Annotated in this window: 25 protein-coding genes; 15 read left to right on the top strand and 10 right to left on the bottom strand. The window is 68.9% G+C overall.

The window, feature by feature from the left end:
* The first annotated feature begins 337 nt into the window (after positions 1 to 337).
* The 9 genes from BEN78_16115 to BEN78_16075 all read left to right on the top strand — a co-directional run bounded on the left by BEN78_16115 (position 338) and on the right by BEN78_16075 (position 9,386).
* Positions 338 to 1,816 carry a cytochrome-c oxidase, cbb3-type subunit I gene (locus BEN78_16115; protein ID ASR44663.1) on the top strand — a complete coding sequence of 493 codons (1,479 nt, stop codon included), beginning with the start codon at positions 338 to 340 and terminating at the stop codon, positions 1,814 to 1,816.
* Positions 1,813 to 2,448, top strand: a complete 636-nt coding sequence (locus tag BEN78_16110) for a cytochrome-c oxidase, cbb3-type subunit II (protein ASR44662.1) — start codon at positions 1,813 to 1,815, stop codon at positions 2,446 to 2,448. Before BEN78_16115 ends, BEN78_16110 begins: the two co-directional genes overlap by 4 nt.
* A 133-nt stretch (positions 2,449 to 2,581) precedes the next feature.
* Positions 2,582 to 3,523 carry a cytochrome-c oxidase, cbb3-type subunit III gene (locus BEN78_16105; protein ASR44661.1) on the top strand — a complete coding sequence of 314 codons (942 nt, stop codon included), beginning with the start codon at positions 2,582 to 2,584 and terminating at the stop codon, positions 3,521 to 3,523.
* Positions 3,520 to 3,816 carry a hypothetical protein gene (locus BEN78_16100; GenBank protein ID ASR44660.1) on the top strand — a complete coding sequence of 99 codons (297 nt, stop codon included), beginning with the start codon at positions 3,520 to 3,522 and terminating at the stop codon, positions 3,814 to 3,816. Before BEN78_16105 ends, BEN78_16100 begins: the two co-directional genes overlap by 4 nt.
* Positions 3,817 to 4,022: 206 nt before the next feature.
* Positions 4,023 to 5,555, top strand: a complete 1,533-nt coding sequence (locus tag BEN78_16095; protein ASR45198.1) for a cytochrome c oxidase accessory protein CcoG — start codon at positions 4,023 to 4,025, stop codon at positions 5,553 to 5,555.
* The gene (locus tag BEN78_16090) at positions 5,555 to 6,052 is read left to right on the top strand and encodes a nitrogen fixation protein FixH (GenBank protein ASR44659.1); all 498 of its coding nucleotides are present in this window, start codon (positions 5,555 to 5,557) and stop codon (positions 6,050 to 6,052) included. The genes BEN78_16095 and BEN78_16090 overlap by 1 nt, the downstream gene beginning before the upstream one ends.
* 7 nt (positions 6,053 to 6,059) lie before the next feature.
* Positions 6,060 to 8,456 (top strand): ATPase P, encoded by a 2,397-nt coding sequence (locus BEN78_16085; protein ID ASR44658.1) that lies wholly within the window; start codon positions 6,060 to 6,062, stop codon positions 8,454 to 8,456.
* Positions 8,453 to 8,674 carry a cytochrome oxidase maturation protein, cbb3-type gene (locus BEN78_16080; GenBank protein ASR44657.1) on the top strand — a complete coding sequence of 74 codons (222 nt, stop codon included), beginning with the start codon at positions 8,453 to 8,455 and terminating at the stop codon, positions 8,672 to 8,674. Before BEN78_16085 ends, BEN78_16080 begins: the two co-directional genes overlap by 4 nt.
* Positions 8,664 to 9,386 carry a hypothetical protein gene (locus tag BEN78_16075; GenBank protein ASR44656.1) on the top strand — a complete coding sequence of 241 codons (723 nt, stop codon included), beginning with the start codon at positions 8,664 to 8,666 and terminating at the stop codon, positions 9,384 to 9,386. The genes BEN78_16080 and BEN78_16075 overlap by 11 nt, the downstream gene beginning before the upstream one ends.
* A gap of 19 nt (positions 9,387 to 9,405) precedes the next feature.
* On the opposite strand, the gene BEN78_16070 is transcribed toward BEN78_16075, so the two are convergent.
* Complete coding sequence (locus tag BEN78_16070; protein ID ASR44655.1) at positions 9,406 to 10,362, bottom strand: glutathione-dependent reductase; 957 nt, start codon at positions 10,360 to 10,362, stop codon at positions 9,406 to 9,408.
* Between the two features lie 132 nt (positions 10,363 to 10,494).
* Here BEN78_16070 and BEN78_16065 point away from each other — a divergent pair, with 132 nt between their 5' ends.
* Positions 10,495 to 11,454 carry a glutaminase gene (locus BEN78_16065; GenBank protein ID ASR44654.1) on the top strand — a complete coding sequence of 320 codons (960 nt, stop codon included), beginning with the start codon at positions 10,495 to 10,497 and terminating at the stop codon, positions 11,452 to 11,454.
* Between the two features lie 42 nt (positions 11,455 to 11,496).
* Here the strand turns inward: BEN78_16065 and BEN78_16060 are convergent, their stop codons facing one another.
* Entirely contained in the window at positions 11,497 to 12,855 is a 1,359-nt protein-coding gene (locus BEN78_16060) for a 1,3-beta-glucanase (protein ASR44653.1), read from the bottom strand.
* A gap of 308 nt (positions 12,856 to 13,163) precedes the next feature.
* On the opposite strand from BEN78_16060, the gene BEN78_16055 reads away from it, so the two are divergent.
* Together BEN78_16055 and BEN78_16050 are read left to right on the top strand one after the other, a co-directional pair.
* Positions 13,164 to 14,222: a D-hexose-6-phosphate mutarotase gene (locus tag BEN78_16055; GenBank protein ASR44652.1), complete on the top strand. Its 1,059-nt coding sequence runs from the start codon at positions 13,164 to 13,166 to the stop codon at positions 14,220 to 14,222.
* A gap of 116 nt (positions 14,223 to 14,338) precedes the next feature.
* Positions 14,339 to 16,462, top strand: coding sequence for a peptidase M13 (locus BEN78_16050; GenBank protein ASR44651.1), 2,124 nt, complete (start codon positions 14,339 to 14,341; stop codon positions 16,460 to 16,462).
* 386 nt (positions 16,463 to 16,848) lie between these two features.
* Here BEN78_16050 and BEN78_16045 read toward each other — a convergent pair whose 3' ends face one another.
* From BEN78_16045 to BEN78_16015, 7 genes are all read right to left on the bottom strand, one after another.
* Positions 16,849 to 18,153: a short-chain fatty acid transporter gene (locus BEN78_16045; protein ID ASR44650.1), complete on the bottom strand. Its 1,305-nt coding sequence runs from the start codon at positions 18,151 to 18,153 to the stop codon at positions 16,849 to 16,851.
* A 143-nt stretch (positions 18,154 to 18,296) separates the two neighbouring features.
* On the bottom strand, positions 18,297 to 18,899 hold the full coding sequence (locus BEN78_16040) for a nitroreductase (protein ID ASR44649.1): 603 nt from the start codon (positions 18,897 to 18,899) through the stop codon (positions 18,297 to 18,299).
* Between the two features lie 166 nt (positions 18,900 to 19,065).
* Positions 19,066 to 19,431: a hypothetical protein gene (locus BEN78_16035; protein ASR45197.1), complete on the bottom strand. Its 366-nt coding sequence runs from the start codon at positions 19,429 to 19,431 to the stop codon at positions 19,066 to 19,068.
* A gap of 123 nt (positions 19,432 to 19,554) precedes the next feature.
* Positions 19,555 to 20,355 (bottom strand): hypothetical protein, encoded by an 801-nt coding sequence (locus BEN78_16030; protein ID ASR44648.1) that lies wholly within the window; start codon positions 20,353 to 20,355, stop codon positions 19,555 to 19,557.
* A gap of 64 nt (positions 20,356 to 20,419) precedes the next feature.
* Positions 20,420 to 20,686, bottom strand: a complete 267-nt coding sequence (locus tag BEN78_16025; GenBank protein ID ASR44647.1) for a hypothetical protein — start codon at positions 20,684 to 20,686, stop codon at positions 20,420 to 20,422.
* A 12-nt stretch (positions 20,687 to 20,698) separates the two neighbouring features.
* Positions 20,699 to 21,004 (bottom strand): hypothetical protein, encoded by a 306-nt coding sequence (locus BEN78_16020; protein ASR44646.1) that lies wholly within the window; start codon positions 21,002 to 21,004, stop codon positions 20,699 to 20,701.
* A 220-nt stretch (positions 21,005 to 21,224) separates the two neighbouring features.
* Positions 21,225 to 22,277, bottom strand: a complete 1,053-nt coding sequence (locus BEN78_16015) for a hypothetical protein (protein ID ASR44645.1) — start codon at positions 22,275 to 22,277, stop codon at positions 21,225 to 21,227.
* 183 nt (positions 22,278 to 22,460) lie between these two features.
* On the opposite strand from BEN78_16015, the gene BEN78_16010 reads away from it, so the two are divergent.
* From BEN78_16010 to BEN78_16000, 3 genes are all read left to right on the top strand, one after another.
* Complete coding sequence (locus BEN78_16010) at positions 22,461 to 23,318, top strand: hypothetical protein (protein ID ASR44644.1); 858 nt, start codon at positions 22,461 to 22,463, stop codon at positions 23,316 to 23,318.
* A gap of 266 nt (positions 23,319 to 23,584) precedes the next feature.
* Entirely contained in the window at positions 23,585 to 23,830 is a 246-nt protein-coding gene (locus BEN78_16005; protein ASR45196.1) for a hypothetical protein, read from the top strand.
* Positions 23,827 to 25,203 (top strand): hypothetical protein, encoded by a 1,377-nt coding sequence (locus tag BEN78_16000; protein ASR44643.1) that lies wholly within the window; start codon positions 23,827 to 23,829, stop codon positions 25,201 to 25,203. Before BEN78_16005 ends, BEN78_16000 begins: the two co-directional genes overlap by 4 nt.
* Before the next feature lie 93 nt (positions 25,204 to 25,296).
* On the opposite strand, the gene BEN78_15995 is transcribed toward BEN78_16000, so the two are convergent.
* A complete protein-coding gene (locus BEN78_15995; protein ID ASR44642.1) occupies positions 25,297 to 25,740 on the bottom strand; it encodes a hypothetical protein in 444 nt (147 codons plus the stop codon).
* Between the last annotated feature and the right edge of the window lie 372 nt (positions 25,741 to 26,112).

The raw sequence follows: 26,112 nt of genomic DNA, 5'->3' as shown, positions 1-26,112 counted from the left end.
TTTTTCGAACGAATAGTTGGGCTTTGCCATGGGGCCTTCGTGGTTGGACGAGCCCCCAGTGTACCGCCCCGCCCAAAGCCGGGGTCAGAGTGCACTTCTCGCTCAACGAAAAATGCACTCTGACCCCGGTTCTGAGTGGGTGCGCTGATCGGTCGCAGCCGGGCGGCAGGGCCGGGCCGGCAAATGAATGGGCGACTGTCTATGATGGGCGCGTTCATGTCCCCGGCTGCCGGGGCATGGACAGGGCACACCGCTCGCAGGGGCACCTTGATCGAGATCAAGGTAGAGCGACATCACGGGCGCCTAACATTCTTCTATCCAAGAAAGGGGGCGGCGAATGCACGCCATGACTGAAACCTATAATGACAAAGTAGTCCGCCAGTTCGCGGTGATGACCGTGGTCTGGGGCATCGTGGGCATGCTGGTGGGGGTGATCATCGCCGCCCAGCTTTACGCGCCTGCGCTGAATCTCGACATCCCGTGGCTGAGCTACGGCCGTCTGCGTCCGCTGCACACCAATGCGGTGATCTTCGCGTTCGGTGGCTGTGCGCTGTTTGCGACCAGCCTGCACGTGGTCCAGCGCACCTGCCATGTGCGGTTGCTGTCCGACAAGCTGGCCGCCTTCGTGTTCTGGGGCTGGCAGGCGGTCATCGTCGCTGCGGCGATCACCCTGCCGCTGGGTCTGACCCAGGGCAAGGAGTACGCCGAGCTCGAGTGGCCGATCGACCTGCTGATCACCGTGGTCTGGGTCGCCTACGCGGTGCTCTACCTGGGCACGATCGCCAAGCGCCGGGTCAAGCACATCTATGTGGCCAACTGGTTCTTCGCGGCGTTCATCATCGCCGTGGCCCTGTTGCACATCGTCAACAACATCGCGATCCCGGTCGGCCCGCTGAAGTCCTATCCGGTCTACAGCGGCGCGGTCGATGCGATGGTGCAGTGGTGGTACGGCCACAACGCGGTCGGCTTCTTCCTGACCGCCGGCTTCCTGGGCATGATGTACTACTACGTGCCCAAGCAGGCCGGCCGGCCGATCTACTCCTACCGGTTGTCGATCGTGCACTTCTGGGCGCTGATCGCGGTCTATATGTGGGCCGGCCCGCACCATCTGCAGTACACCGCGCTGCCCGACTGGGCGCAGTCGCTGGGCATGGTGTTCTCGCTGATCCTGCTGGCGCCCAGCTGGGGCGGTGCGATCAACGGCGTGATGACGCTCTCGGGCGTGTGGCACAAGCTGCGCACCGATCCGATCCTCAAGTTCCTGATCGTCGCGATCTCGTTCTACATGATCGCCACGTTCGAGGGGCCGATGATGTCGATCAAGACCGTCAACTCGCTCTCGCACTACACCGACTGGACCGTGGGCCACGTGCACGCCGGTGCGCTGGGCTGGGTGGCGATGATCTCGATCGGCTCGATCTACGCGCTGATGCCGCGCCTGCTGGGCCTCAAGGAGATGTACTCGACCAAGTGGATCGACCTGCATTTCTGGCTGCACACCGTGGGCGTGGTGCTCTATATCGCCTCGATGTGGATCGCCGGCGTCATGCAGGGTCTGATGTGGCGCGCCACCAATGAGGACGGCACGCTGACCTACAGCTTCGTCGAGGGTCTCAGTGCGACCTACCCGTACTACCTGGTGCGCCTGCTGGGCGGCATCGTGGTCCTGTCGGGCATGTTGCTGATGGCCTTCAACTTCTGGAAGACCTACAGGCAGAGCCAGGTCGTCACGGCGGACCAGCCGGTGCTTCCGCCCGACGTCTCCCACAACCCCGCCCCGGTGGCCGCACAGGTCTCCGCAGGAGGCCAGGCATGAGTGGCGAAAACAAGAACGCGCACGAGAAAGTCGAGAAGAACGTCGGCTTGATGGCGGTGCTGATTGCGGTGGCGGTGTCGTTCGGCGGTCTGGCCGAGATCGTGCCGCTGATGTACCAGGCCGAGGCGATCGAGCCGCTGCCGGGGGTGGAACCGTACCCCGCGCTGGAGCTGGCTGGGCGTGACGTATACGTCCGCGAGGGTTGCTACAACTGCCACTCGCAGATGGTGCGGACGCTGCGCTTCGAGTCCGAGCGCTACGGCCATTACTCGCTGGCCGGCGAATCGGTCTACGACCGGCCGTTCCAGTGGGGCAGCAAGCGTACCGGGCCGGATCTGGCCCGCGTCGGTGGCCGCTACTCCGACGACTGGCACCGGGTGCATCTGAACAACCCACGCGACGTGGTGCCCGAGTCGAACATGCCGGCGTACTCGTGGCTGGCCAAGGCCACGCTGGACGGCGAGCAGGTCAGCCGCCGCATGCGCGCGCTGCAGCGCCTGGGCGATCCCTACTCGGACGAGCAGGTGGCGCAGGCTGCCGAGGACGTCTCGGGCAAGACCGAACTCGATGCCGTGGTCGCTTATCTGCAGGGCCTCGGTCGCCACGCCCCCAAGGGAGGGGACAGCCAATGATTTCCGGAATCGTCACCGCGATCCTGCTGCTGTGCTTCATCAGCGGCTGGGTCTGGGCGTGGAGCCCGAAGCGCAAAACCGAATTCGAGGCAGCCGCGCAACTGCCGCTGGACGATGACGAGGAGCAGGGGTCATGAGCAACGCTTGGTCGTGGTATGTCATCGCCATCGTGGCGTTGAACATCGTCGGCTGCGTCTGGTTGTTGATCTGGACATCGCGGCGCCGCCCCGGCGACCCGAAGCCCGATGACACCAGCCATGTCTGGGACGGCGATATCACCGAGTACAACAAGCCGCTGCCCAAGTGGTGGATCAACCTGTTCTACCTGACGGTGGTGTTCGCGATCGGCTACCTGATCTGGTATCCGGGCCTGGGCAACTTCGCAGGCACCAGCGGCTGGACCTCGGCGCGCGAGCACGATGCCGACAAGGCCCGTCGCGACGCACAACTCGAGGAGACCTTCGGTGCATTCGCCGGCAAGCCCCTCGAGCAGTTGGCCGGCGACCCGCGGGCGATGGACCTGGGCCGTTCGATCTTCGTCAACACCTGTGCGGCCTGCCATGGCTCGACTGCGCAGGGCGCACCCGGCTACCCGAACCTGACCGACGATGTCTGGAACTGGGGCGGTGAGCCGGAGCGGATCCTGGAGACGGTGCTCGATGGCCGCCAGGGCATCATGCCGCCGCTGGGGTCGGTGCTGGCCGGGATCGGCGGCGATGTCGCGGTGACCCAGACGGCCGCCTACGTGCGGGCGCTGCGTTCGCCCGACCTGGAGCAGACGCTGAGCACCGACTACATGGCGGCGCGCGGCGAGCAGCACTTCCAGGGCCTGTGCGTGGCTTGCCACGGTGTCGACGGCAAGGGTAACCAGGCGTTGGGCGCTCCGAACCTGACGGCGCGCAACACCCTCTATCCGAACACGCTCGAGAGCATCCGCCAGACGATCAACGAGGGCCGGCACGGGGTCATGCCCGCGCATCGCGAGCTGCTGGGCGAGACCCGTTCGCGCCTGGTTGCAGCCTACGTCTGGTCGTTGTCCAATAAGCCGGCAGCGGACACCACGGCACGCCAATGACGGATTTCACGGAACCGCGCTTCGACCACCCGCCACGTCCGCTGGCGCAGCGGGTGGGCGCGATTCTGTGGCCGAGCTTCTTCGCGGCGGGCGTGTGCACCATGGTGTTCTTCGCCTTCGTCGATCCCCTCGCGCTTCGCGACATGACCTTCCCGGATCTGTCGATGTCGCGCGAGCTTGGATACACCCTCGGATTCTTCATGTTCTGGCTGGCGACTGCGGCCTCCAGTCTGTTCACATGGATCCTTCTGCGGCCTGCGAGCCGCTTCAACCGACCGTTGTCGCCGGACTGAGCCGGCGGCAACCCTCGGCGTGGCGCGGCCCGTTGCGCGCTGCGACAACGGGTCGCATTCCGACGCCCTGAACGGGGCGGACAATAGCGTTCATCACCGAACGCTCACGTCGGTCGCACCCCTATCGGTAGCCAGATGAATCGCATCCAGCCCAAGTTCCCCTCGTCCTTCGTCCCGCTGCCGGGAGCGACGACGTGAAGGGGTCGATTCCGCTCGAAGTCGTCGATGACGGCGGTTCTGTCTACCAGAGCGAGCGCAAGGTCTATCCGCGCGATGTATCGGGCCGGCTCAACCGGCTGCGCGTGGCGGCGGTGGTCTGGCTGCTGGGCATGTTCTACGTGTTCCCCTGGCTGCGCTGGGACGGGCGCCAGGCGGTGCTGTTCGATCTGCCGGCGCGCAAGTTCCATGTCTTCGGCCTGACCTTCTGGCCGCAGGACTTCCTGTTTCTGGCGTTGCTGCTGATCATCGCGGCGCTGGCGCTGTTTTTCTTCACCGCGCTCGCCGGGCGCCTGTTCTGTGGCTATGCCTGCCCGCAGACGGTGTGGACCGAAGTGTTCCTGTGGATGGAGCGCTGGACCGAAGGCGATCGCTCCAAGCGAATGAAGCTCGACGCCGGCCCCTGGACCGGCGAGAAGGTCATGCGCAAGGGCGGCAAGCACCTGATCTGGGCGGTGTTCGCGCTGTGGACCGGCTTCACCTTCGTCGGCTTCTTCACCCCGATCACCGACCTGGGCGCGCGCGCGATGACGCTGTCGTGGGGCGGCTGGGAAACGTTCTGGGTGCTGTTCTACGCCTTGGCCACCTGGGGCAATGCCGGCTTCCTGCGCGAGCAGGTCTGCAAGTACATGTGCCCCTATGCGCGCTTCCAGAGCGCGATGTTCGACCGCAATACCCTGATCATCGCCTACGACCCGATGCGCGGCGAACCGCGCGGTCCGCGCAAGCGTGGCCTGGGCAGTGTGCTTGAGCGCGGCCGAGGCCTGCTCGACAAGCTGGTTGCCTACGACTACGTGTTCCGCGCCGGGCGCCACCCGTCGGCCGCCAGCCAGAACGCGCAGGCACGCGGCACCATCACCTGGGACGGCGACCTGGGCGCGATCGAACCGTTGCCCAAGTTCGCCCCCGAGGCGCTGGGCGACTGCATCGACTGCACGATCTGCGTGCAGGTCTGTCCGACCGGCATCGACATCCGCAACGGGCTGCAGTACGAGTGCATCGCCTGCGGTGCCTGCATCGACGCCTGCGACAGCGTCATGGACAAGATGGGCTATCCGCGTGGGTTGATCCGCTACTCCACGCAGAATGCGATCGACGGCAAGGCCACCAAGGTGCTGCGCCCGCGCATCTTCGTCTACGGCGCGCTGCTGGTCGCGCTGTGCGTGGCCTGGGCGGTCGGCGTGGGCACCCGCAGCGACCTGATCGTGGAAGTGCTGCGCGACCGCAATGCGCTTTACCGTGAAGCCGGCGACGGCAGCACCGAAAACGCCTACACGCTCAAGCTGGTCAACAAGTCCGACGCGGCGCGCGAGTTCCGCATCCTGGTCGAATCCGCGACGCCGGGCATCGAACTGCGCGACAATGCCCAGGCCGTGCCGGCGCGTGCGGAAGAGGTGGTCTCGTTCCCGCTGGTGCTGGTGGCACCTGAGGGCGTGCGGGGGCGCCACGAGGTGCGATTCGTCGTCGAGGACGACGACGGCACGCGCAAGACAGTCGACAGCAGCTTCTTTGGACCGATGTGATGAATGACAACAAGCGCCCGCTGTGGCGGATCCCGGTGATGTGGCTGGTCATCGGCCTGCCGCTGGCCTCCATCGTCGCCGGCGTGGGGCTGTTGATCGTCGCCACCCGCACCGGCGGCGACGATGTCGTCAACGACGAGGTCCGCCGCGTCTCGCAGATCCAGACCACCGATCTGGGCCCGGACGCGAAGGCGCGGCAACTGGGGCTGAGCGCGATCGTGCGGATCGACGAGACGATGGTCGAGGCGATCCCGGCAACGGGCGAGTTCCCGCGCGAGGCGAACTTGCGGCTGCTCCTGCAGCATCCGACCCAGTCGGAGGACGACCTGACGCTGGAGTTGGCACCGACGGAGACCGGGTGGCGCTCGACCACGCCGATCGATGACGGCCACGACTGGATCGTGCAGCTGGCACCCGCCGACGGCACCTGGCGCCTGCAAGGACGCCTGCCCAAGCAGCAGCACGCCGCCCGCCTGGCGCCGTCGCTGCAGCCCTGATGCAGACGTGAACGCCGCTGCGCATCCCGCGCCCGCGGGCTGCTTCCATTGTGGCGAACCACTGACCGCGCATGCGGTGCAGGCGGCGATCGACGGCGCCACGCAGGCGTTCTGTTGCGATGGCTGCGCGGCCGCGGCGCAGTGGATCCGCCACGCCGATCTCGGCGATTACTACCGCCTGCGCAGTGCGATGCCGGCGCCGGTCGGCAACGAGGCGATCGACTTCGGAATCTGGGATCGCGAGGATCTGCTGCGCGAGCACGCCAACCCGGTGCCCGGTGGACGCGCGCTCACGCTGCTGACCGACGGCATGCGCTGCGCCGCATGTGCGTGGCTGATCGACCGCGCATTGCGCCGCGAGGATGGCGTGCTCGACGTCACCGCCAACGCGGTGACCGGCCGCATCCGCATCGCCTGGGACCCGGCGCGCACGGCGCTGTCGCAAGTGCTGCAGCGGCTGGCCGCGCTCGGTTATCGCCCGTACCTGGCCGGCGGTGAGGCGCGCGAGCGCGCTCGGGTACGCGAGCGCCGGCGCTGGCTGCTGCGTCTGGGCATTGCCGGGCTGGGCACGTTGCAGGCGATGATGTTCGCCGAAGCCCTGTACCTGGACTTCGACCAGCAGATGCCGCTGGCCACGCGCGACTTCTTCCGCTGGATCACCTTCCTGGTGTCGACCCCGGTGGTGTTCTACGCCGGCTGGCCATTCCTGGCGGGCATGGCGCGCGAACTGCGCCAGCGCCACGTCGGCATGGACACGCTGATCGCGACCTCGACCCTGCTGGCCTATCTGGCCAGCCTGTGGGAAACGATCCGCGGCGGCACCCACGTCTGGTACGACGCGGCGGTGATGTTCGTGTTCCTGCTGCTGGCCGCGCGCATGCTCGAGCAACGTGCGCGCAACGTCGCCACCGCCCAGGTCGATGCGCTGGCGCGCGCGCGGCCGTCGCTGGCGGTGCGCGAGCGCGCCGACGGCGCACGCGAGTCGGTGCCGGCTGCCGAGCTCGTTGCCGGCGACATCGTCTGTGTCGCGGCCGGCGATGTCCTGCCCGCCGATGGCGTGCTGCTCGATGGCGAGGCGGTGTTCGAGGAATCGCTGCTGACCGGCGAGTCGGCGCCGGTGCGCCGCATCGCCGGCGAGGCGCTCTACGCCGGTACGGTCTGCCGCGAGTGGCCGGTGCGTGTGCGGGTGACCTGCACCGGCGTCGATACGCGGCTGTCGCAGCTGACCCGGCTCGTCGAACAGGCGCAGTCGCACCGGCCGCGTCTGGCGCGTCTGGCCGATGGCATCGGCAGCCGCTTCGTCGCCAGTCTGCTGCTGACCGCGCTGGCGGTGTACGTGGGCTGGCGCATCCATGACCCGGCGCGTGCGTTCGAGGTCACGCTGGCGCTGCTGGTGGTCAGCTGCCCCTGTGCGCTGTCGCTGGCGGTGCCCACGGCGCTGGCCACGGCGCACGGCGCACTGGCCCGGCTCGGCGTGCTGGCGACCCGGGCCGATGCGCTGGAGACGCTCGCCAGCGCCACCGATATGGTCTTCGACAAGACCGGCACATTGACCGACACGCGCCCCGAGCTCGACGAGGCGACCGGCTTCGACGGCTTCGATCCGGCGCATGCACTGCGGATCGCGGCCGCGCTCGAACGCGATGCCAATCATCCGATTGCCCAGGCCTTCGCGCACGTTGCTGCCGATGCCGCCGCCGACGCGATGGTGGTGGTGCCGGGGCAGGGCGTGGAGGGGAGCGTCGAGGGTGTGCGCTGGCGGTTGGGCCAGGCGGCGTTCGCCGCCGGGCGCGCAGACGATGGCGCGCTATGGCTCGGCGACGGCCACCGCGCGATGGCGCGGTTCACGCTGCGCGAACACGTGCGCGAGGACGCGGCCGCCGCGTTGCAGGGCCTGCGCGAACTGGGTCTGGCGCTGCATCTGGCCAGTGGCGATGCGCAGGCACCGGTCACCGCGCTGGCCGCGCGGCTGGGCATCGACGACGCGCATGCGCGCCAGACGCCGGAGGACAAGCTGGCGCGGGTCCGGGCGCTGCAGGCCGAGGGCCGCACCGTGGCAATGATCGGCGACGGCCTCAACGATGCGCCGGTGCTGGCCGGCGCCGACGTCTCGATCGCGATGGGCGAGGGCGCGTCCTTGGCCCAGCGCGCCGCCGACCTGGTCACCACCGGGCCGACCCTGCGCCGCATTCCGGCGACGATCGCGGTGGCGCGGCGCGCCCGGCGGGTGATCCGGCAGAATCTGGGGTGGGCGCTGGTCTACAACCTGCTGGCGATCCCGGTGGCCGCGGCCGGACTGGTGACGCCGTGGCTGGCGGCGCTGGGCATGGCATTGTCGTCGCTGCTCGTCACCGCCAATGCGCTGCGCTTGACCCGGGTGCCGGCGACCGGAGAACCGAGATGAGAAGTCTGCTGCTGTTGGTCCCGATCAGCCTGGTGCTGCTTGGCATCGCGATCGCCGCCTTCGTCTGGGCGGTCAGGCGCGGGCAGTTCGATGACATGGACACTCCGGCGCTCGACATCCTGGTCGACGATGACGGCCGCGACGAGGCCGGGCACCTCCGGGGCGCGCGGCCCACGGACGCGCCGCCGCCGCCGCAGGATCGGCCGCGTGCCGATTGACTGGCTGGTGGTGCTGGCCGCGCTGACCAGCGGCCTGCTGGGCGGTCTGCACTGCGCGGCGATGTGCGGCGGCATCGCGACCGGCTTCTCGGCTGCGTCGCCGGCCGGCGGCTGGCCGCATGCGCTGCAGGTCAACCTGGGCCGCGTGGGCGGCTATGTGCTGGCCGGTGCGATCGTCGGTGGCTTCGGCCACGGTCTGGTCGGCGTGTTCGGCAATCCGTGGATCGGCTTCGGGCTGCGCATGCTGCTGGGCGTGGCGCTGGTGCTGGTCGCGCTGCGGCTGTTCGGGCGCGGCGGCTTCGACCTGCTGCGGCGGCCGGGCGCCCGCCTGTGGGCGTGGTTGCAGCCACTGCAGCGGCGCCTGTTGCCGGCGGAGACGGCGCCGCGCCGGATCGCGTTGGGAATGCTGTGGGGCTGGCTGCCCTGCGGGCTCAGCCTGAGCCTGCTGACGGTGGCCTGGATGCAGGCCAGCGTGCCGGGCGGCGCGCTGACGATGGCCGCCTTCGGCCTGGGCACGCTGCCGGTGATGTTGCCGCTGACCTGGTCGGGCCAGCGCATGGGCCGGTGGCTGCAGCGCCCGCGGCTGCGCGCGCTGGCAGCGTCACTGGTACTGGCGGCCGGCGTGTTGACGCTGGCCGGGCCGTGGTTGATGCAGGTGCCGGCCTTGCATGGACCGCTGTCGGCGATGGGCTGCATGCCCCCGCCGCTGTAGCGGCGACCCGCTGGCAACGTCAGCGTCCGAACGGCGGCACCGGCCCGGCGGGCACGATGCCGGTCGGATTGATCTGCCGGTGGCTCTGGTAGTAGTGCCGCTTGATGTGGTCGAAGTCGACCGTCGGTGCGACCGCCGGGTGGCGGTACAGCCGTTGGGTGTAGGCGAGCAGGGCGGGGTAGTCGATCAGCCGCCGCAGGTTGCACTTGAAGTGGCCGTGGTAGACCGCGTCGAAGCGCAGCAGCGTGGTGAACAGCCGCCAGTCGGCCTCGGTTAGCGTGTGGCCGCACAGGAACGGCTCGCCCGACAGCCGCAACTCCAGCCAGTCGAGGGTCGCGAACACCGCCTCGACGGCCTCGTCGTAGGCCGCCTGTTGAGTTGCGAAGCCCGCCTTGTAGACACCGTTGTTGAGTCCGTCGTAGATGCGCGCATTGACCGCGTCGATCTCCTCGCGTAGATCGGGCGGGTAGTAGTCACCCTCGGCCGCGCCGATCTCGTCGAAGGCGCTGTTGAACATGCGGATGATGTCGGCCGACTCGTTGCTGACGATCGTGGCGCGCTGGGTGTCCCACAGCACCGGCACGCTGACCCGCCCGGTGTAGCGCGGGTCGGCGGCGGTGTAGAGCTGCCACACCGTGTCCACGCCGTTGACCCGGTCGGGCACGACACCCGGTCCCTGCGCGAAGGTCCAACCGTCGTCGGCCATCAGCCAGTGGGTGACCGACAGCCCAATCATGCCCTGCAGGCCCTTGAGTTCGCGGAACAGGGTCGTGCGGTGCGCCCAAGGGCAGGCGCGTGCCACGTAGAGGTGGTAGCGGCCAGGCTGCGCGGCGAACCCGCCTTCGCCAGTGGGACCGGCGCGGCCGTCGGCGGTGATCCAGTTGCGGAACTGCGTCTGCGGCCGGGCCAGGCGTCCATCGCCATCGACCAGTCCGTCGTCGTCGCGATGCCAGCGGCCTTCGATCAGCATGCCCATCGTGCGGCGTCTCCAAGCGGTGAGGCCTGCAGTGTGCCGGCTGCGGCATCAAGCGCGCGTGCCCTGAAGCGCGGCGACCCGCGCTTGACGCCTCCATGCGCAGACTGCATGTCCGCCACCACGAGCCCACCGATGCATAGTCCGCCGCAGAACCCGCACGACCTCTCGCGTCACGACATCCCCGGCATTCTGGCGACGATCGATGCGGAGGTGCGCGCGCGCTTCGATGCGCGTGAGGGCAAGGTCGCCGATTACATCCCGGCGCTGGCCTCGGTGCCGCGCGAGCGCTTCGGCATGGCGGTCGCCACGCTCGATGGCGATGTCTACAGCGTCGGCGATGCCCAGGTCCCGTTCTCGATCCAGAGCATCTCCAAGGTGCATACACTCACGCTCGGCCTCGACGCGGCGGGCGATGCGCTGTGGAAGCGGGTCGGACGCGAGCCCTCGGGGGATCCGTTCAACTCGCTGATCCAGCTCGAACACGAATGCGGCATCCCGCGCAATCCCTTCATCAATGCCGGTGCGCTGGTCGTGGCCGATGTGCTGCTGTCGCGCTACGACGATCCGGAGGCGGCGCTGCTAGCGTTCATGCGCGAGCGTTCGGGCAACGCCGAGGTCGGCCGCGACGAGGAGATCTGGACCTCGGAGCGCCGCAGCGGCTATCGCAACATCGCACTGGCGAATTTCATCCGCAGCTTCGGCAACATCGACAACGAGGTCGACGCCGTGCTCGACCTGTACTTCTTCCAGTGCGCGCTGCGCATGAACTGTGTGGATCTGGCGCGCAGCGTGCGCTACCTGGCCGGCCGCGGCGTGTGTCCGGGCACCGGCACGCGCGTGACCAGCGTCGAGCGCAGCACGCGCATCAATGCGGTGATGATGACCTGCGGCACCTACGACGCTGCGGGCGAGTTCGCCTTCCACGTCGGCCTGCCGGCCAAGAGCGGCGTCGGCGGCGGCATCGTCGCAGTGGTGCCCAATGTGCTCAGCCTGTGCGTCTGGTCGCCGCCGCTCGACGACAAGGGCAACTCGCTGCTCGGCGCATACGCGCTGCACCGCTTCACGCGGATGACCGGGCTGTCGGTGTTCTAGGACATCGCGCGCACCGCCCGCGGACGGTGCGCGCGTTTGCAATCACGGGCTCTGGTAGTAGACGTCGTCGATGAACAGGTCGACCGGCTGGCCGGGCGCATCGCCGGCGAGCATGAAGAACTGCTTGACCGCGTGCAGGTCGAGGTCATGGAACGCCGAGAACGGAATGCTGACTTCGTGCCAGGCGCCGTCGCGGACCAGGCCGTACTGCTGGCCGCCCGGCGCGAAGGGAATCCAGCTGTCGCCGAATGACGTGTTGATGCCGACGCGGAACGGCGCCTGGCTGGCGGTGCGCATGCGGAACTTCAAGCTGCCGCCGACGTAGGCGCTCATGTTGCGCACTTCGGTGATGATACCCAGCCCGAACCAGTTGCCCGGGTTGGCGCGGAACGCCATCAGTTCATTGCCCTCGAACGGTGCGGCGGCGATCGGGGTGAGGTTGTTCCACAGGAACAGGTCGGTGTTGCTGCCGAAATCCAGCGCGCCGGCCAGGCCGCTGCGCTCGGTGTACACGCCGAACTGCCCGGCCGGCGTGGCGTTGTTGCTGCCCAGGTACAACTCGCTGTCGGGATGGTCCTGGTAGAGCCGGATCCAGTCGACCTCCATGCGGCCGGGCAGCGGCGCGGTGACGTCCTGCGGGGTGTGCACGCCGGTGTAGGTGCCGCCGACGGCGATGTTGAGCAGCAGGAAGTGCGGGGCGTGGAACTCGTGCACCTGCGGCCCTTCGACATCGGAGATGTCGAACTCGAAGTACTGCTGGCCGTCGATCGAGACGCGGATGAAATTCGGGTCCCAGGTCAGCTTGTAGATATGGAAGTCGTCATGCAGCGCGACCGGGCTGTTGTAGACCGTGGCGTGCGAGGCGTACGAGCCGTTGTAGTCCCAGTGCACGGCAGCACCGATCCGGCGATTGGCCATGCCATCGGCGATCGCCTGTGCCGAGCCGGCCTCCATCATGTCGATCTCGCCGCGCGCCGGCCACACGCCCACCGCGCCGAGCATCCAGTAGGCCGGCCACACGCCGTTGCCGGCCTCGGGGATCTTGATCCGCGCCTCGAGCGTGCCGTACTTGAACTGCACACGCCCCTCGGTCTTGAGCCGCGCCGAGGTAAACGGGCTGCCGTCGAAGTTCTCGCGCCGCGCCTCGATGATCAGGCGGCCGTTCTCGATGCGCGCGTTTTCCGAGCGGCTGGTGTAGTACTGCATTTCAGAATTGCCCCAGCCGCACAGGCCGATCTGGCACCCCGTGCCCACATCGTAGGTCCAGGTGTTGCCATCGATCGACGGGCCGTCGAAGTTTTCCTGCCAGACGGGGGTCTGGGCATGGGCGGCAGGGGCGAACGTGGCGGCTGCGCCCAGGCAGGCGACGAGCGGCAGAGCGAACAGGCGTACGCGATCCATGACGGACTCCTTGCATTCGAAAGGGGAACGGCGCGGTGGGGACGGCCGACATCGAGCCTGCGTGTGCTTGACAGCGCTGTCAGCCAACTTGCATCCGGGATGTCGCGTTCCGCGATCGGGGTCACGGATTGGCGTTTGTGTCGGGTGAAATCTCCATCGCGCATGGGGCGAACATGTTGCGCGGCAGCACACAGATGCGCCGATGCCTACGTTTTTGGACACATGGCGCACCGACGCGCACAGCGCGCTGCACGTCGCGCATGCAGCCAGCTAAGCTGGGCGATCCGACTTCCGCCCCTTGCCCCCCAATGCCGATTCGTCTGTGGTTGCTGTGTTGCGGACTGCTCGCCGGATGCGCCGGCAGCACTGCGCTGCGCGACCCGTCGCCGGCGCAGGAGACCGTCTTGCCTACGACCCCGTCCATCTCCGAGACCGCATTCGCTGTACCCAGCGGCTATCCCGCCGCCGTCGCCGCGGCGGCAGCGGCGGTGCCGCCCGCACTGCCTGATGTCGACGGTTTGCGGCTGGGCCGCTATGCCGGCATCGAGGCGCTGCTGGTGGAGACGCCGCTGGCGACGGCTGCGATCGCGCTGCACGGCGGGCATCTGTTGTCGTATGTGCCGGCCGGGCAGGAGGACGCGCTGTGGCTGTCGCCGTCGGTCAAGCCACTGCCGGACGCGATCCGTGGCGGTACGCCCGTGGTGTGGCCGTACTTCGGCCGGCAGGGGCAGACCGGCGAGGTGCCGGCGCACGGATTCGTGCGCACGGTGCGCTGGCGGGTGCTCGCGGCCGCGCGCGCCGACGACGGCAGCGTCGCCATCGAACTGGCACCGCCGGATTTCCCGGAGCTGGGGCTGCAGCTGCGGATGACGCTGCGCATCGGCCAGGCGCTGGAACAGACGCTGACGACCACCAACACCGGCCCGCGTCCGGTTGCGATCACGCAGGCGCTGCACACCTACTTCCGTGTCTCCGATGTCGCCCAGGTCCGTGTCCGCGGGCTCGACGGCCTGACCTATCTCGACAAGAACGACGGCTACGCCGCGCATGTGCAGGCCGGAGACTGGCGGTTCGACGATCCCCGCGACCCCGGTCGTAGCGACTACATCTACGTCGATGCGCGGGGGCGCTACATCCTCGACGACCCGGGCCTGGGCCGCAGGATCGCGCTCGACGTCGCCGGCAGCCGGTCGCTGGTGGTCTGGAACCCGGGCGCGACGGCCGCCGCACGCATGGACGACATCGGTCAGGCCTGGCGCGGGTTTCTGTGTCTGGAGGCGGCCAATGCCGGGCCCGATGTCGTCGCGCTGGCGCCCGGTGCCACGCACCGGCTGACACAGACGGTGCGTGTGCTCGCTGGAGGCTGAGTACGCGGGTGACCAATGGCCGGGGCGCGGTCGCAGCGTGCCCGGTATGCTTGGCAGTCGGCCGCCCGGCACTCGCCGTTGACGGCTTTCCGACCGTGTTTCGATGGAGATCGCGCTTGAAGAAGACCCTGCTGTCCGCGGCGACCGCCGTGGCGATGACGATGGCGGCCACCGCCGCTGCCCACGACCACCGCTGTCTCGAGGAGACCTGCACGCTGCAGGCGTTGTTCGCGAGCGAGCCAAGCGCCGGCGGCACCTCCGCCTCGGGCGCTCCCGTCGCTGCGCAGCGCATGGGCACCTGGGGCATCGACACCGCGGGCATGGACACCTCGGTGCGGCCGGGCGAGGACTTCTTCGGCTACGTGAGCGGCAACTGGGCCAAGACCACGCAGATCCCGTCCGACAAGTCGAGCTATGGCGCGTTCCTGGTGCTGCGCGATCTGTCGGAGGCGCGCGTGCGTCAGCTGGTCGAGGGTTACGACGCGGCCGACACCGCGCATCCCGACCGCGCCAAGGTCGCCACGCTGTATGCGGGCTTCATGGACCAGGCTGCGATCGAGGCGCTGGGCGCGCAGCCGCTCGCGCCCAAGCTCGCCGCGATCCGCGCCGCCGGCGACAAGGACGCGCTGGCCCGGCTGATGGGTCAGAGCCAGGGCGACTTCGGTCGCAGCTTCTTCGGCCTGGGCGTGTCCGACGACCAACGCGACCCCGACCGCTACACGCTGTACATGAGCCAGTCGGGCCTGGGCCTGGGTGATCGCGAGATGTACCTGCGCGAGGCCTTCGCGCCGCAGCGCGAGCGCTACCAGGCCTATATCGCGCAGATGCTCGAACTGGGTGGCTGGGCGGATCCGCAGCGCAATGCCGAAGCGATCCTCGCGCTGGAGACCAAGATCGCCGAGGCGCACTGGACCCGCGCCGAGAGCCGCGACCGCGACAAGACCTACAACCCCGTCGAGCTGTCGGCTTTCGCGACCACCGCGCCGGGCTTCCCGTGGGCGACATATTTCGCCGCCGCCGGCGTGCCGCAGGCGCCGCGTGCGGTCGTGCGCCAGAGCACCGCGATTCCGAAGCTGGCCGCGATCTTCGGCCAGACCGACGTCGCCACGCTGCAGGCCTGGCAGGCGTTCCACACCATCGACAATGCCGCGCCGCTGCTGTCGAAGGCGTTCTCCGATGCGCGCTTCGAGTTCCGCAACAAGTTCCTGTCCGGCCAGCCCGAGGAGCAGGAGCGCTGGAAGCGCGGCGTGGCATTCGCCGAGAACACCATGGGCGAGGCGATCGGCCGCGACTATGTCGCGCTGTACTTCCCGGCCGATGCCAAGGCCAAGATGGACGCGCTGGTCGCCAACGTGAAGGTGGCGATGGGCGCGCGGCTCGAGCAGCTCGACTGGATGGGCCCGGCGACCAAGGCCGAGGCGCGCAGGAAGCTCGACGGGTTCGGCCTGAAGATCGGGCACCCGGATCAGTGGCGCGACTACAGCGGCCTGGTGGTCGAGCCCGGGGACGTGTTCGGCAATGCCGAGCGCTCGATGGCGTTCGAGTGGGATTACCGCCGCAACCGCTTGGGCAAGGAGGTCGACAAGGGCGAGTGGGGCATGACCCCGCAGACGGTCAACGCCTACTACAACTCGGTCAAGAACGAGATCGTGTTTCCGGCCGCGATCCTGCAGCCGCCGTTCTTCGATCCCGAGGCCGATCCGGCGGTCAACTACGGCGCGATCGGCGGGGTGATCGGCCACGAGATCATCCACGGCTTCGACGACCAGGGCCGCAAGTCCGACGGCGAGGGCGTGCTGCGCGACTGGTGGACGGCCGAGGACGCGGCCAAGTTCGAAGCGCAGGCGGCCAAGCTCGGCGCGCAGTACGAGGCCTACACCTTCCCGCAGCTGCCGGGCATGCACATCAACGGCAAGGTCGCGATGGGCGAGAACATCGGTGACCTGGGCGGTATCACGATCGCGCTGGAGGCCTACCGTCGTTCGCTGGACGGCAAGCCGGCGCCTGAGATCGACGGCTTCAGCGGCGAGCAGCGGCTGTTCATGGGCTGGGCGCAGGTGTGGCGCACGCTGTGGCGTGACGATGCACTGCGCCAGCAGCTGGTCAACGGCACTCACTCGCCGGGCCACATCCGCGCCTTCGCACCGCTGCGCAACGTCGATGCGTGGTACGACGCATTCGACGTGCGCGAGGGCGATGCACTGTGGATCGCGCCCGAGGACCGCGTGCGGATCTGGTGACCGCCCGCCCGCAGTGACGGACCCCAAGCCGCCGGACGATCCCCGGCGGCTTTTTCGTGTGCGGCTTTGGTCGCCAAAGTCCCGGCCCCCACCCGCCGCCTTCGGCGTCGACCTCCACCCGCAAGCGGCGGAGGTGGTGCGTCACCCGACGCGCGCAGCGATCCGATCGAGGCTGGGAAAAGCCCTCCCCGCGTGCGGGGGAGGGTTGGGTGGGGGCCGCAGGTCGATGCGATGGCGTTCGGCTTTGGTCGCCAAAGCCCCCGCCCGCCGCCTTCGTCGACCTCCACCCGCAAGCGGGGGAGGTGGTGTGCCACCCGACGCGCGCAGCGATCCGATCGAGACCCGGAGAAGCCCTCGTGGGGGGAAGCGGTTGGCCTTCCGACGCGTCAGGCGAGCAGCAGCACCGCGCCGATGATCACGCCCGATGCGAACAGCAGCATCAGGCAGTAGCCCATGATGTCTTTGATCTTCAGTCCTGCGATCGCCAGCAGCGGCAGCGCGAAGAATGGCTGCAGCATGCTCGTCCACGCATCGCCCCAGGCGACCGCCATTGCCACGCGCGCAAGGTCGGCGTCGAGCGCCTGCGCGGCGGGCACCATCACCGGCGCCTGCACGGCCCACTGGCCGCCGCCGGACGGCACGAACATGTTGATCAGGCCGGCGGACAGGAACGTCCACAGCGGCAGCGTCGACGCGCTTGCGAACGAGACGAACCACTCCGACAGCGTCGTGGCCAGCCCCGAGCCGACCAGGATCGCCATGATCCCGGCGTAGAACGGGAACTGCACCACGATGCCGGCACCGCCCTTGATCGCTTCCTGCAGTGCGGCGAGCAATCGGGCGGGCGTGCGATGCAGCACGATGCCCAGCATCAGGAAACCATAGTTGACGATGTTGAGATTGAGACCGCCGCCGGTGGCGAAGTGGTCGACCAGGTAGACCAGGCCCGCCGCACCGATCGCCAGCGACAGAAGCCAGCCGTGCTCGAGACGCACTGCCGGCGTGGCGTCGTGCGCCAGTGCGGGCGGCGCGGGGTCGTCGGGCGGCGAGAAGAGCACCGCATCGTGTTCGTTGGGCGTCATCGCACGGTTGATCAGTGGCACCGCGATCGCCAGCAGCGCGACGATCATCAGGTTGAACGGCGCGAAGATCGTCTCGCTGGTCGGGATCAGTCCCATCGTCTCCTGGAGGAAGTGGCCCTCGGTCGCAATCGTCAACGGGATCGATCCCGACAGACCGCCATGCCACACGAGGAAACCGGAGTAGGCACTGGCGACCAGCAGGCGGTAATCCACGCGCACATGGCGGGCGACCTCGCGTGCGAACAGTGCCCCGATCACCAGCCCGAAGCCCCAGTTGATCCAGTTGGCAACCAGCGCCACCAGCGTGACGACCACGATCGCATTGCGCGGCGTGCGGCAGCGCGAGGCCAGCGCAGTGAGCATCCGCGCGACGGGCGGGGTGCGGGCGAGGATGAAGCCGGTCACCAACACCAGCAGCATCTGCATCGAGAAACCGAGCAGCTCCCAGAAGCCGTTGCCCCAATGGCGCACGAGCTCCAGGGGCGCTGTGCGTTCGATCGCGAGCGCGGCCGCAGCGGCGATCGCGGTGAAGATCAGGACGAAGACGTAGGCATCGGGCAGGTAGCGTTCGACCAGGCGAACGGACAGGCGCGTGGCGCGCTGGAACATGCGGGCGACTCCGGAACACGGAAAAGCCGCCGACGATACCCTGGGAATGCGATGCGAGGCGTTGGGACGATGGTCGTAGCCGGCGGGTCGCCGCCGTTGCGATGGCCGCGGCGCCGTCGCTCGGCGCCGCAAGCCAATGGTGCTCAGCCGTGCACGCGGAACCGCACCGCGTCGTCGATGAAATCCTTGTCGCCGAACGGCGCTTCGTTCGAGCCGAACGGCATCTGCGCGCGCAGCGTCCAGCTTGCCGGCAGCGACCACTGCGCAGCCGCGGCAGCATCGGGCAGTGGGTTGTAATGCTGCAGGCTGGCGCCGATGCCGGCATTGGCGAGCGCGGTCCAGACCGAGAACTGCGCCATCGCACTCGCGTGCTCGGACCACACCGGGAAGTTGTCCGCATAGAGCGGGAACTGCTGCTGCAGACCGCGGACCACGTCCTGGTCCTCGTAGAACAGCACCGTGCCGGCGCCGGCGGCGAAGCTGTCGATCTTCGCCTCGGTGGCGGCGAAGCCGTCGGCCGGGACGATGGCGCGCAGCGCGTCCTTGACGATGTCCCAGAAGGTCTGGCTCTGATCGCCGAACAGGATCACCGCCCGCGAGCTCTGCGAGTTGAACGACGACGGGCTCAGGCGCACGGCCTCCTGGATCAGCTCGGTGGTCGCCTGCTGCGAGATCGGCAGCGTACGCCCGAGGCTGTACTGGCTGCGGCGACGACGCGAGGCTTCAAGGAACGGATTGTTGGACATGCTGGGCTTTCCTGGTTGAGAGAGAGACGGGCCGCAATGCGGCAACCGGGAAAGTGTGGCGTCAGTGGCGCGCGGCGGTAGCGCGGGGGACGGAAAGGATCGTTTCAGGCACAAAAAAGCCGGCATCCCTGAAGGCATGCCGGCTCGTCTGACGGATGGGGAAGGCTCAGCGATACACGCGATCGCAGCGCGTCTCGACGATGCGGTCGCCGCGGCTTTCCTGACGGTTGCCCTGGACGTTGCGGCCGATCGCACCACCGGCCACGGCACCGCCGACAGTCGCGAGCTTGCGGCCATTGCCGCCGCCGATCTGGTTGCCGATCAGGCCACCGATGACCGCGCCCGCGGCCGTGCCACCAATGCGATTGGGGTCGGAGCTGTTGCGTTGGACTTCGACGTCCTTGCAGACCACGCGGCTGCCGTCGTTGAAACGGCGCCCTTCGTCCTGCGGGCCGTAGTGCTGGGCGTGGGCGGTTCCGGCCGCAGCCAGCGAAAACAGGCCGAGACAGGCAAGTGTGCGCAACGTGTGCATGACGATCTCCACGGGGGTGATGTCGCGATGCTTGCAGCGCACGGGGCAACCGCACATGAAATTCGGCGTCTGGTGGCGTCGCGGTTCAGCCGCGGGCGCGTCGCGTGACGCCCGCGTCGTCGCTTAGGCGTATTGCATCTTGCGGCCCATACCGCCGTCGACGATGACATGCTGTCCAGTCACGAAGCCTGATGCGGGTGAGAGCAGATACACCGCGAGCGCAGCGACATCCTCCGGGGTGCCGACCCGCCCGACCGGATGCTGGGCGTGGTCACGCTTGGACAGCTTCGGACGACGGCGCGCCGCGGGGCGCTGCCAAGCGTCGGTCGCGATCCAGCCGGGGCTGATCGCATTGACACGGACGCGTGGCCCTTCGCTGATCGCCAAGGCATGGGTCAAGGCCACCACGCCGCCCTTGGCGGCGGCGTAGGCTTCGGTGTGGGCTTCGGACTGGAGTACGCGACTGGAGGCGATCGACACGATCGCGCCCTGTCGCGCGCGCAGCGCAGGCAGGGCGTACTTGCAGCACAGGAACGCGCCGGTGAGGTGCGCATCGATGAATCGCTGCCACTGCGACAGCGGCAGGCGTGCCAGGTCCGTCACGTGCGGATTGGCTGGGCCAGCATTGTTGACCAGGCCGTCGAGGCCTTTCATGCGCGCGATGGCCTTGGCGAAGAAACCGCGCACCGACGCCTCGCGAGCGACATCGAGCGGGAAGAAGCAGGCCCGATCGCCGACATCCCACTCGGCCAGGCAGGCGGCACCGGCGTCGCGGTTCAGGTCGCCGATCGCCACGCGACCGCCGGCACCGAGCACGGCCTGGGCGATTGCGCGACCGATGCCTTGCGCGCCGCCGGTGATCGCGACCACGCGGTCGCGCAATGGCGACGGCTCGAGCGGCACCACGGGCGGGGTCAGGGACATGGCGGCTTCCACGGCGAGATCGGCCGCAGGGTCGCACGCCCGGCATCGCGGCCGGGTGCAGGCCTCAGCCGCCGCGGGCCTTCTTCGGTGCGCTGGCGGCGGCCTTCGGCGCTTCGGCGTCGACGCGCATCAGCGTGCGGGTGACGCCCAGCACTTCGATCCGGCCGCCGGCCGCGCGAAAGCGCGCCAGGTCGGCTGCGATCCGGTCGCTGGTCACGCTCGCGCCGCGGTCGCCGGGCTTGCGCGGGCCGGCGAACAGATGGCCGGTGCTCGACGCCGTGGTCGGGGTGGCCGCTGCGGCCGGGGCTGCTGTCTTCTTGGTACGGGACATCGAACGCTCCTTTCAGTACATCGCCAGGGGGATGCCGCGTCGTCCGCGGTCTTCGTAGTCGTCGCGGACCGAGCGGCAGTAGGGGCCTGCCATCTCGAAACGCCGGCAGATCTCCGGTCGGGTGTCGTAGATCGAACAGCACATCCGCGCCGGATCGATGGCCACGCACCAGCCTTCCTCGTCGCGGGCCATCACCTGCAGGCCGGCCTCGGTGACGTCGACGAATCGGGCGGGCACATCGTCGTCGCTCTGCAGCACCACCGTCAGCCGGCAGCAGACCGCGTCGCAGCGCGCGCAGTCGATACTCGACACGGTCATCGGCCCAGGACCGGGCGGCGGATCGGGGACGGTGTGAATGGGGTAGGGACGCAGCGGGTCATCACGCTTCCTGGGGAGCGTCGCCCAGAGCGGGCGGTCACACATGGGGGAAGCGAGGCGGCGGCCAGGGCGGTCGCGCGGGACGCACGGATGGGCCAGGGGCCCGGCGCCTAGCATAACACCGCCCGGCTGTGGAGCCGTTGGCAGCGGGTCGGGCGGTTCAGGAACGCCGGTTCGTGTAGCTGGCGTTGCCCAGACCGGTGCCGATCGTCAGCACGCCCCAGCGGCGCACACCGGTCATGCGTGGGCGCTCGCTCAAGCCCTGAACGACAGCGTCGTTGTGCAAGCGTACCAGGGGCGTGCGGCCGCCAATCCGGTCCAGGTGCGCCTGCAAGGCGTCGGCCACCCGGAAATCGGCGGCCTCCCAGTTGCCGGGCAGATTGTGCGCGCCGTGGAGGATGGCGCCGTCGTGCGCGATTTCGCCCGGACAGGCGACCCCGACGAATGGGGCCAATCGCAGACCGCGCGTGCGGGCGTGGGCGATCAGGCCGTTGAGCATCGCCGCGATCCGGGTCATCGCGGTCTCGCGATCGGGGGCGTCATTGGCATGCCGCCACTGCGTGCGCTCGATCACCTGCGCGCGACTGCCGTCCTCGCGTTGCTCCAGGCGCGGGGCGACCAGGCCACAACGGATGTTGGTGCCGCCGATATCGACCGCGAGGAACGCGTCATAGTGCTGGATCCGCGCGGGCGCCAACGGCACCCAGCCCAGCAGGCCGGCATCGTCGCCATCGTGGCGCAGCAGGGTCAGGTCAACACCGGCGCGCGCGAGCTTGAGCAGGCGCGCGGCACGGCGCACCGACAACGCGCCGGTGCGGTTGCCCGGGAAGCCGCCGCCGATGACGATGCGCTTGACGCCGTCCCATTCGGGCTGCGCGAGGAAGCAACGGATCACGCCCGCCAGTCGCTCGGCGTGGTCTTCGATCGCGGCGTGGACCAGATGCGCCGCGTCGGGGTCGCCGCCGACCAGCACCAGGTCGATCTCCTTCTTGCCGATCGCGTCGGTTGGCGTGCGTCCGAAAGGATCACGGCCGCCGGTGAAATGGTGGCGGCGGCGCTGGTCGAGCAGGGCGCGGAACGCGCGCTGGCTGGCGCGGTCGCCGATGAAGCCCTCGCCCTCGGCATCGCGCAAGGCCAGGTTGCAGCTGTCGATCGTCAGCCCGGGCAGATGGGCGGCGGCGTGGCGGTTGCGATCGTCGCGTGGGCGGGCCATCGGGTCGGGTCGGCCGGACAGAGGCGCACATCGTGCCTGGCATCGTGTCGCGCGGCGTGACGATGGCGCGCCGGCGCAGCGCGCCTAGAATGGCGCCCCCTGCGTGATCGTCCTGCCATGTCCCAGCCCGCTGCCGCCATCGATAGGCCCCTCGACCAGACCGGTGCACGGGCTTGTGCACTGATGGCGCTGGCAAGCTTGGCAACCTTCGGTGCGAGCGCGCTCGCGTTGCACGGCCTGCGCCCCGACCTCGATCCGGTGCACAGCCAGATGAGCCTGTATCTGATCGGCAACTGGGGCCCGCTGCTGCAGGCGGCCTATGTCGTGCTCGCGATCGGGATGGCTGCACTCGGCTGGGGGCTGTGGCAGGCGAGCAGCGAGGGCGCGCGCAGCACCGCGCCGCTGCTGCTGTTCGCGCTGGGTGGCGCGTCGCTGGCGACGACCGCCTACGCCTGGATGGACCTGCCCGGCATCGACAGCACGCTCGAAGGCCTGATCCATGGCGTCTCGGCGCAGGGCGCGTTCCTGTTCGCGACCGCCGGCATGGTGCTGCAGGCGTTGCGCCTGCGCGGCGATGTCGCCTGGCGGACGACCGCGCGCTGGGCGCTGCCGTGGGCCTTGCTGTGTTTCGCATCGATCTGGGTGTTGGCGCTTTGGCGCGACGCACCGCGTGGGCTCGCCCAGAAGACCGTGGTGGTGTTGATCCTGGGCTGGCTGGCCGCCGTCTCGACGGCGTTGTGGCGCAGAGCGGCCGCTTCCCGTGGCGGGGCGTGTTCACGCCAGCCGCACTCCCCCGGTCACAGACTGCGGTCCGCCGACGCGACGAATGCCACGTCGTGCAATTACCGACGTATGGAGAACGACATGATCAAGTGGGCCATTATTTTCGCCGTCATCGGCCTGATCGCAGGTGCCCTTGGGTTCACCGGCGTCGCCGGTGCCTCGATGGGCATTGCCAAGTTCCTGTTCTGGGCAGCGATCATCATCGCCGTCGTGCTGTTCGTGCTCGGCCTGACGGTCGCCAAGAAAGTGACGAGTTGACGACGCTCTCGAGCGCAGCGCCACGACCGCCGGCTTGCCGGCGGTTTTTTTATGTCCATCCCAAACGCGGGCGGGTCTTCGCCGTCAGAAACCGGGGTCAGAGTGCAATTCGCCTTGCGAAATTGCACTCTGACCCCGGTTTTGGGTGCGTCGACGACGCGCCTTTTTTGGCAAGCCGAATCGAGTGGAGCACGTTCGATACTCAAGCCACGTTGACGCGGGCGCGGCTAGGGTGGGCGTCACCGCTTGCCCCACCGAGGATGTCCGTGGAACCGACTGTGCACCCTTTCTCCGAACTCTTCGTCCAGCTCGGGCTGCCCGATGACGAAGCGTCGATCCGCGCCTTCATCGCCCGCCATGCGCCTTTGCCCGACGACATGCGACTGGAGGAAGCGCCGTTCTGGACGCCCGCGCAGGCGCAGTTGCTGCGCGAGGAGCGACTCGAGGATGCAGACTGGATCGTGGTCATCGACCAGCTCAATGTCGCGATGCACGCGACACCCGACCCATGAGGCGGCCCGGCCGGGCGTTGCTGACGCTGTTGACGACCGCGTTCGCTGCGTGCGCTGCGCAAGCCACCGACGTCGCGCCCGTCGCAGCGCGCACGGTTGCCTTTGTCGGTGTGGATGTGCTGCCGATGGATCGCGATCGGCGGCTCGACGACCACACGGTGGTGGTGCGCGACGGTCGCATCGTCGAGGTGGCGCCGTCGGCGCAGGTGCGCGTGCCGGCCGATGCCCAGCGGATCGACGGCACGGGCCGGGTGCTGATGCCGGGCCTTGCGGAGATGCATGGGCACGTGCCCGGCGCAGATCGGCCGCAGGAGGTCGAGGACACGCTGCTGCTGTATCTGGCCAACGGCGTGACGCTGGTGCGCAACATGTCCGGCGATCCGTCGCATCCGGCGTTGCGGTCGCGGATCGAAGCGGGTGAGGTGGCCGGGCCGACGCTCGTGGTCGCCAGCCCCTGGCTCCGTGGCGAGAACGCCGCGGCGGTCGAGGCGGAGGTGCGGGCGCATCATGCTGCGGGCGCGCAATTGATCAAGCTCGGCAGCATCCCCGCCGATGCCTATCCGGCCATGGCGCGCACAGCCGACATGCTGGGCGTGCCGTTCGCCGGGCACATCCCGTCCGGGGTCGGACTTGTGGCTGCGCTCGAGGCTGGCCAGGCGTCGATCGATCATCTCGATCGCTACGTCGAATTTCTGGTCCCCGGTGCGCCGATCACCGATACCCAGGCCGGCTGGTTCGGCAGCGCCTGGATCGACCGTGTGGACCCGACGCGCATCGACGAGGCCGTCAGCCGCACGGTCGCGGCCGGCACCTGGAACGTGCCGACGTTGAGCCTGGTCGAGCACATGGCCTCGACCGAGGCGCCCGAACGCATGATCGCGTGGCCGGAGATGCGCTACATGCCGGCCACCGAGCGCGCGCGCTGGCTGCGCGCCAAGCGCGAGTACGCCCAGCGCCCGGACTTCCAGCCCGAGGCGGCCGCACGACTGGTGGTCTTGCGTCGGCAATTGCTCAAGGCGTTGCACGATGGCGGGGCGCCGATCGCGCTGGGATCGGATGCGCCGCAGTTCTTCAATGTGCCCGGGTTTTCGCTCCATCGCGAGATGACCATGATGCAGGCCGCAGGCCTGACGCCCTACGAGGTGCTGGTCACCGGCACCCGCAATCCGGCACGCGCACTCGGCACGCCGGAGGCCTTCGGCACGATCGAGGTGGGGCGACGCGCCGACCTGGTGCTGCTCGAGGGTGATCCGCGCGAGGACCTGGCGCACGCACGCGTTCCGGTCGGCGTGATGGCGCGCGGTCAGTGGTGGCCGCGCGCGCGACTGCAGGCGTCTCTGGAGGCCATCGCGGCACGCAACGGACCCGATTGAACGCGGTCGCCCCGCATGCCAGCTGCATGCGGGGCGATGGCACGCACGCGGCGCGATCCGCAGCTCAACCCCGTCTGCCGGGAGGCGCGGGGATCAGGGCGTGCCCGGCGTCCCGGTGCATACCCGGTCGGGATGGCCGCTGCGTAGCAGGATCGCGTCGTTCGCGCCGCGGGTCCACAGCACGGTGCCCTGTTCGTCGGCGTATCGGGCGCCTTGCATCGCCGGGTCGCTCTCGGTGCGCAGCACCACATGGGTACCGTCAATGGCCACGCTGGCCTGACCGCGGCCATCGAAGGTCGCATCGACCGGCGTGCCCTCGCAGTCGTAGTGCACCACGCGTGCAATGGGCGCAGCGTCGGTGGACGGCGTTTCGGGATCCGGCGGCGTCATCGCACCGGAGGACGCATCGGTTGCAGGCGGCGGCACGGTGTCGTCGGCTGGCGCCTGTGCAGGCGAGCAGCCGGCGAGGGCGAAACCCAGGACTGCGATGAGCAGGGGTGGGGCGTGGCGCATGATCGTCTCCTTGCGTGTGGACACCTGGGACGGACATGGGGGAGGCGCGTTCGCAGGCTACCCGTCCCCTGCGCGCCGGGTGTGAAGGCCGCGTGGACACCCGGTCAGCCGGCGGTCTCTACCGATGTCCGACAGGTCTGCGCCGGCAGGCCGTCGACGGTGATGTCGGCCTCGTCCGCCCCCTTGGTCCACAGCACATTGCCGTCGTCGTCCGCATAGCGGGCACCGCTTGCGGCCGGCGTCGTGCGCAAGGTCAGGGTGCGGCCGTCCAGCTGCATCAGCGCGGTGTCGCCGTCGTCTTCGTAGGCGACGGTATAGGTGCGGTCGTCGCAGTGGTAGCTGACCGTCGATGGCGGCGCGCCCTCCGCTTCGCGGGCGGCGAGCGAGCCGGTGGGG

Source organism: Xanthomonas citri pv. mangiferaeindicae, from assembly GCA_002240395.1.
GTDB classification, from domain to species: domain Bacteria; phylum Pseudomonadota; class Gammaproteobacteria; order Xanthomonadales; family Xanthomonadaceae; genus Luteimonas; species Luteimonas citri_A.
Note: the sequence above shows the minus strand (reverse complement) of the source record. Positions and strands in the feature narration are given on the sequence as shown.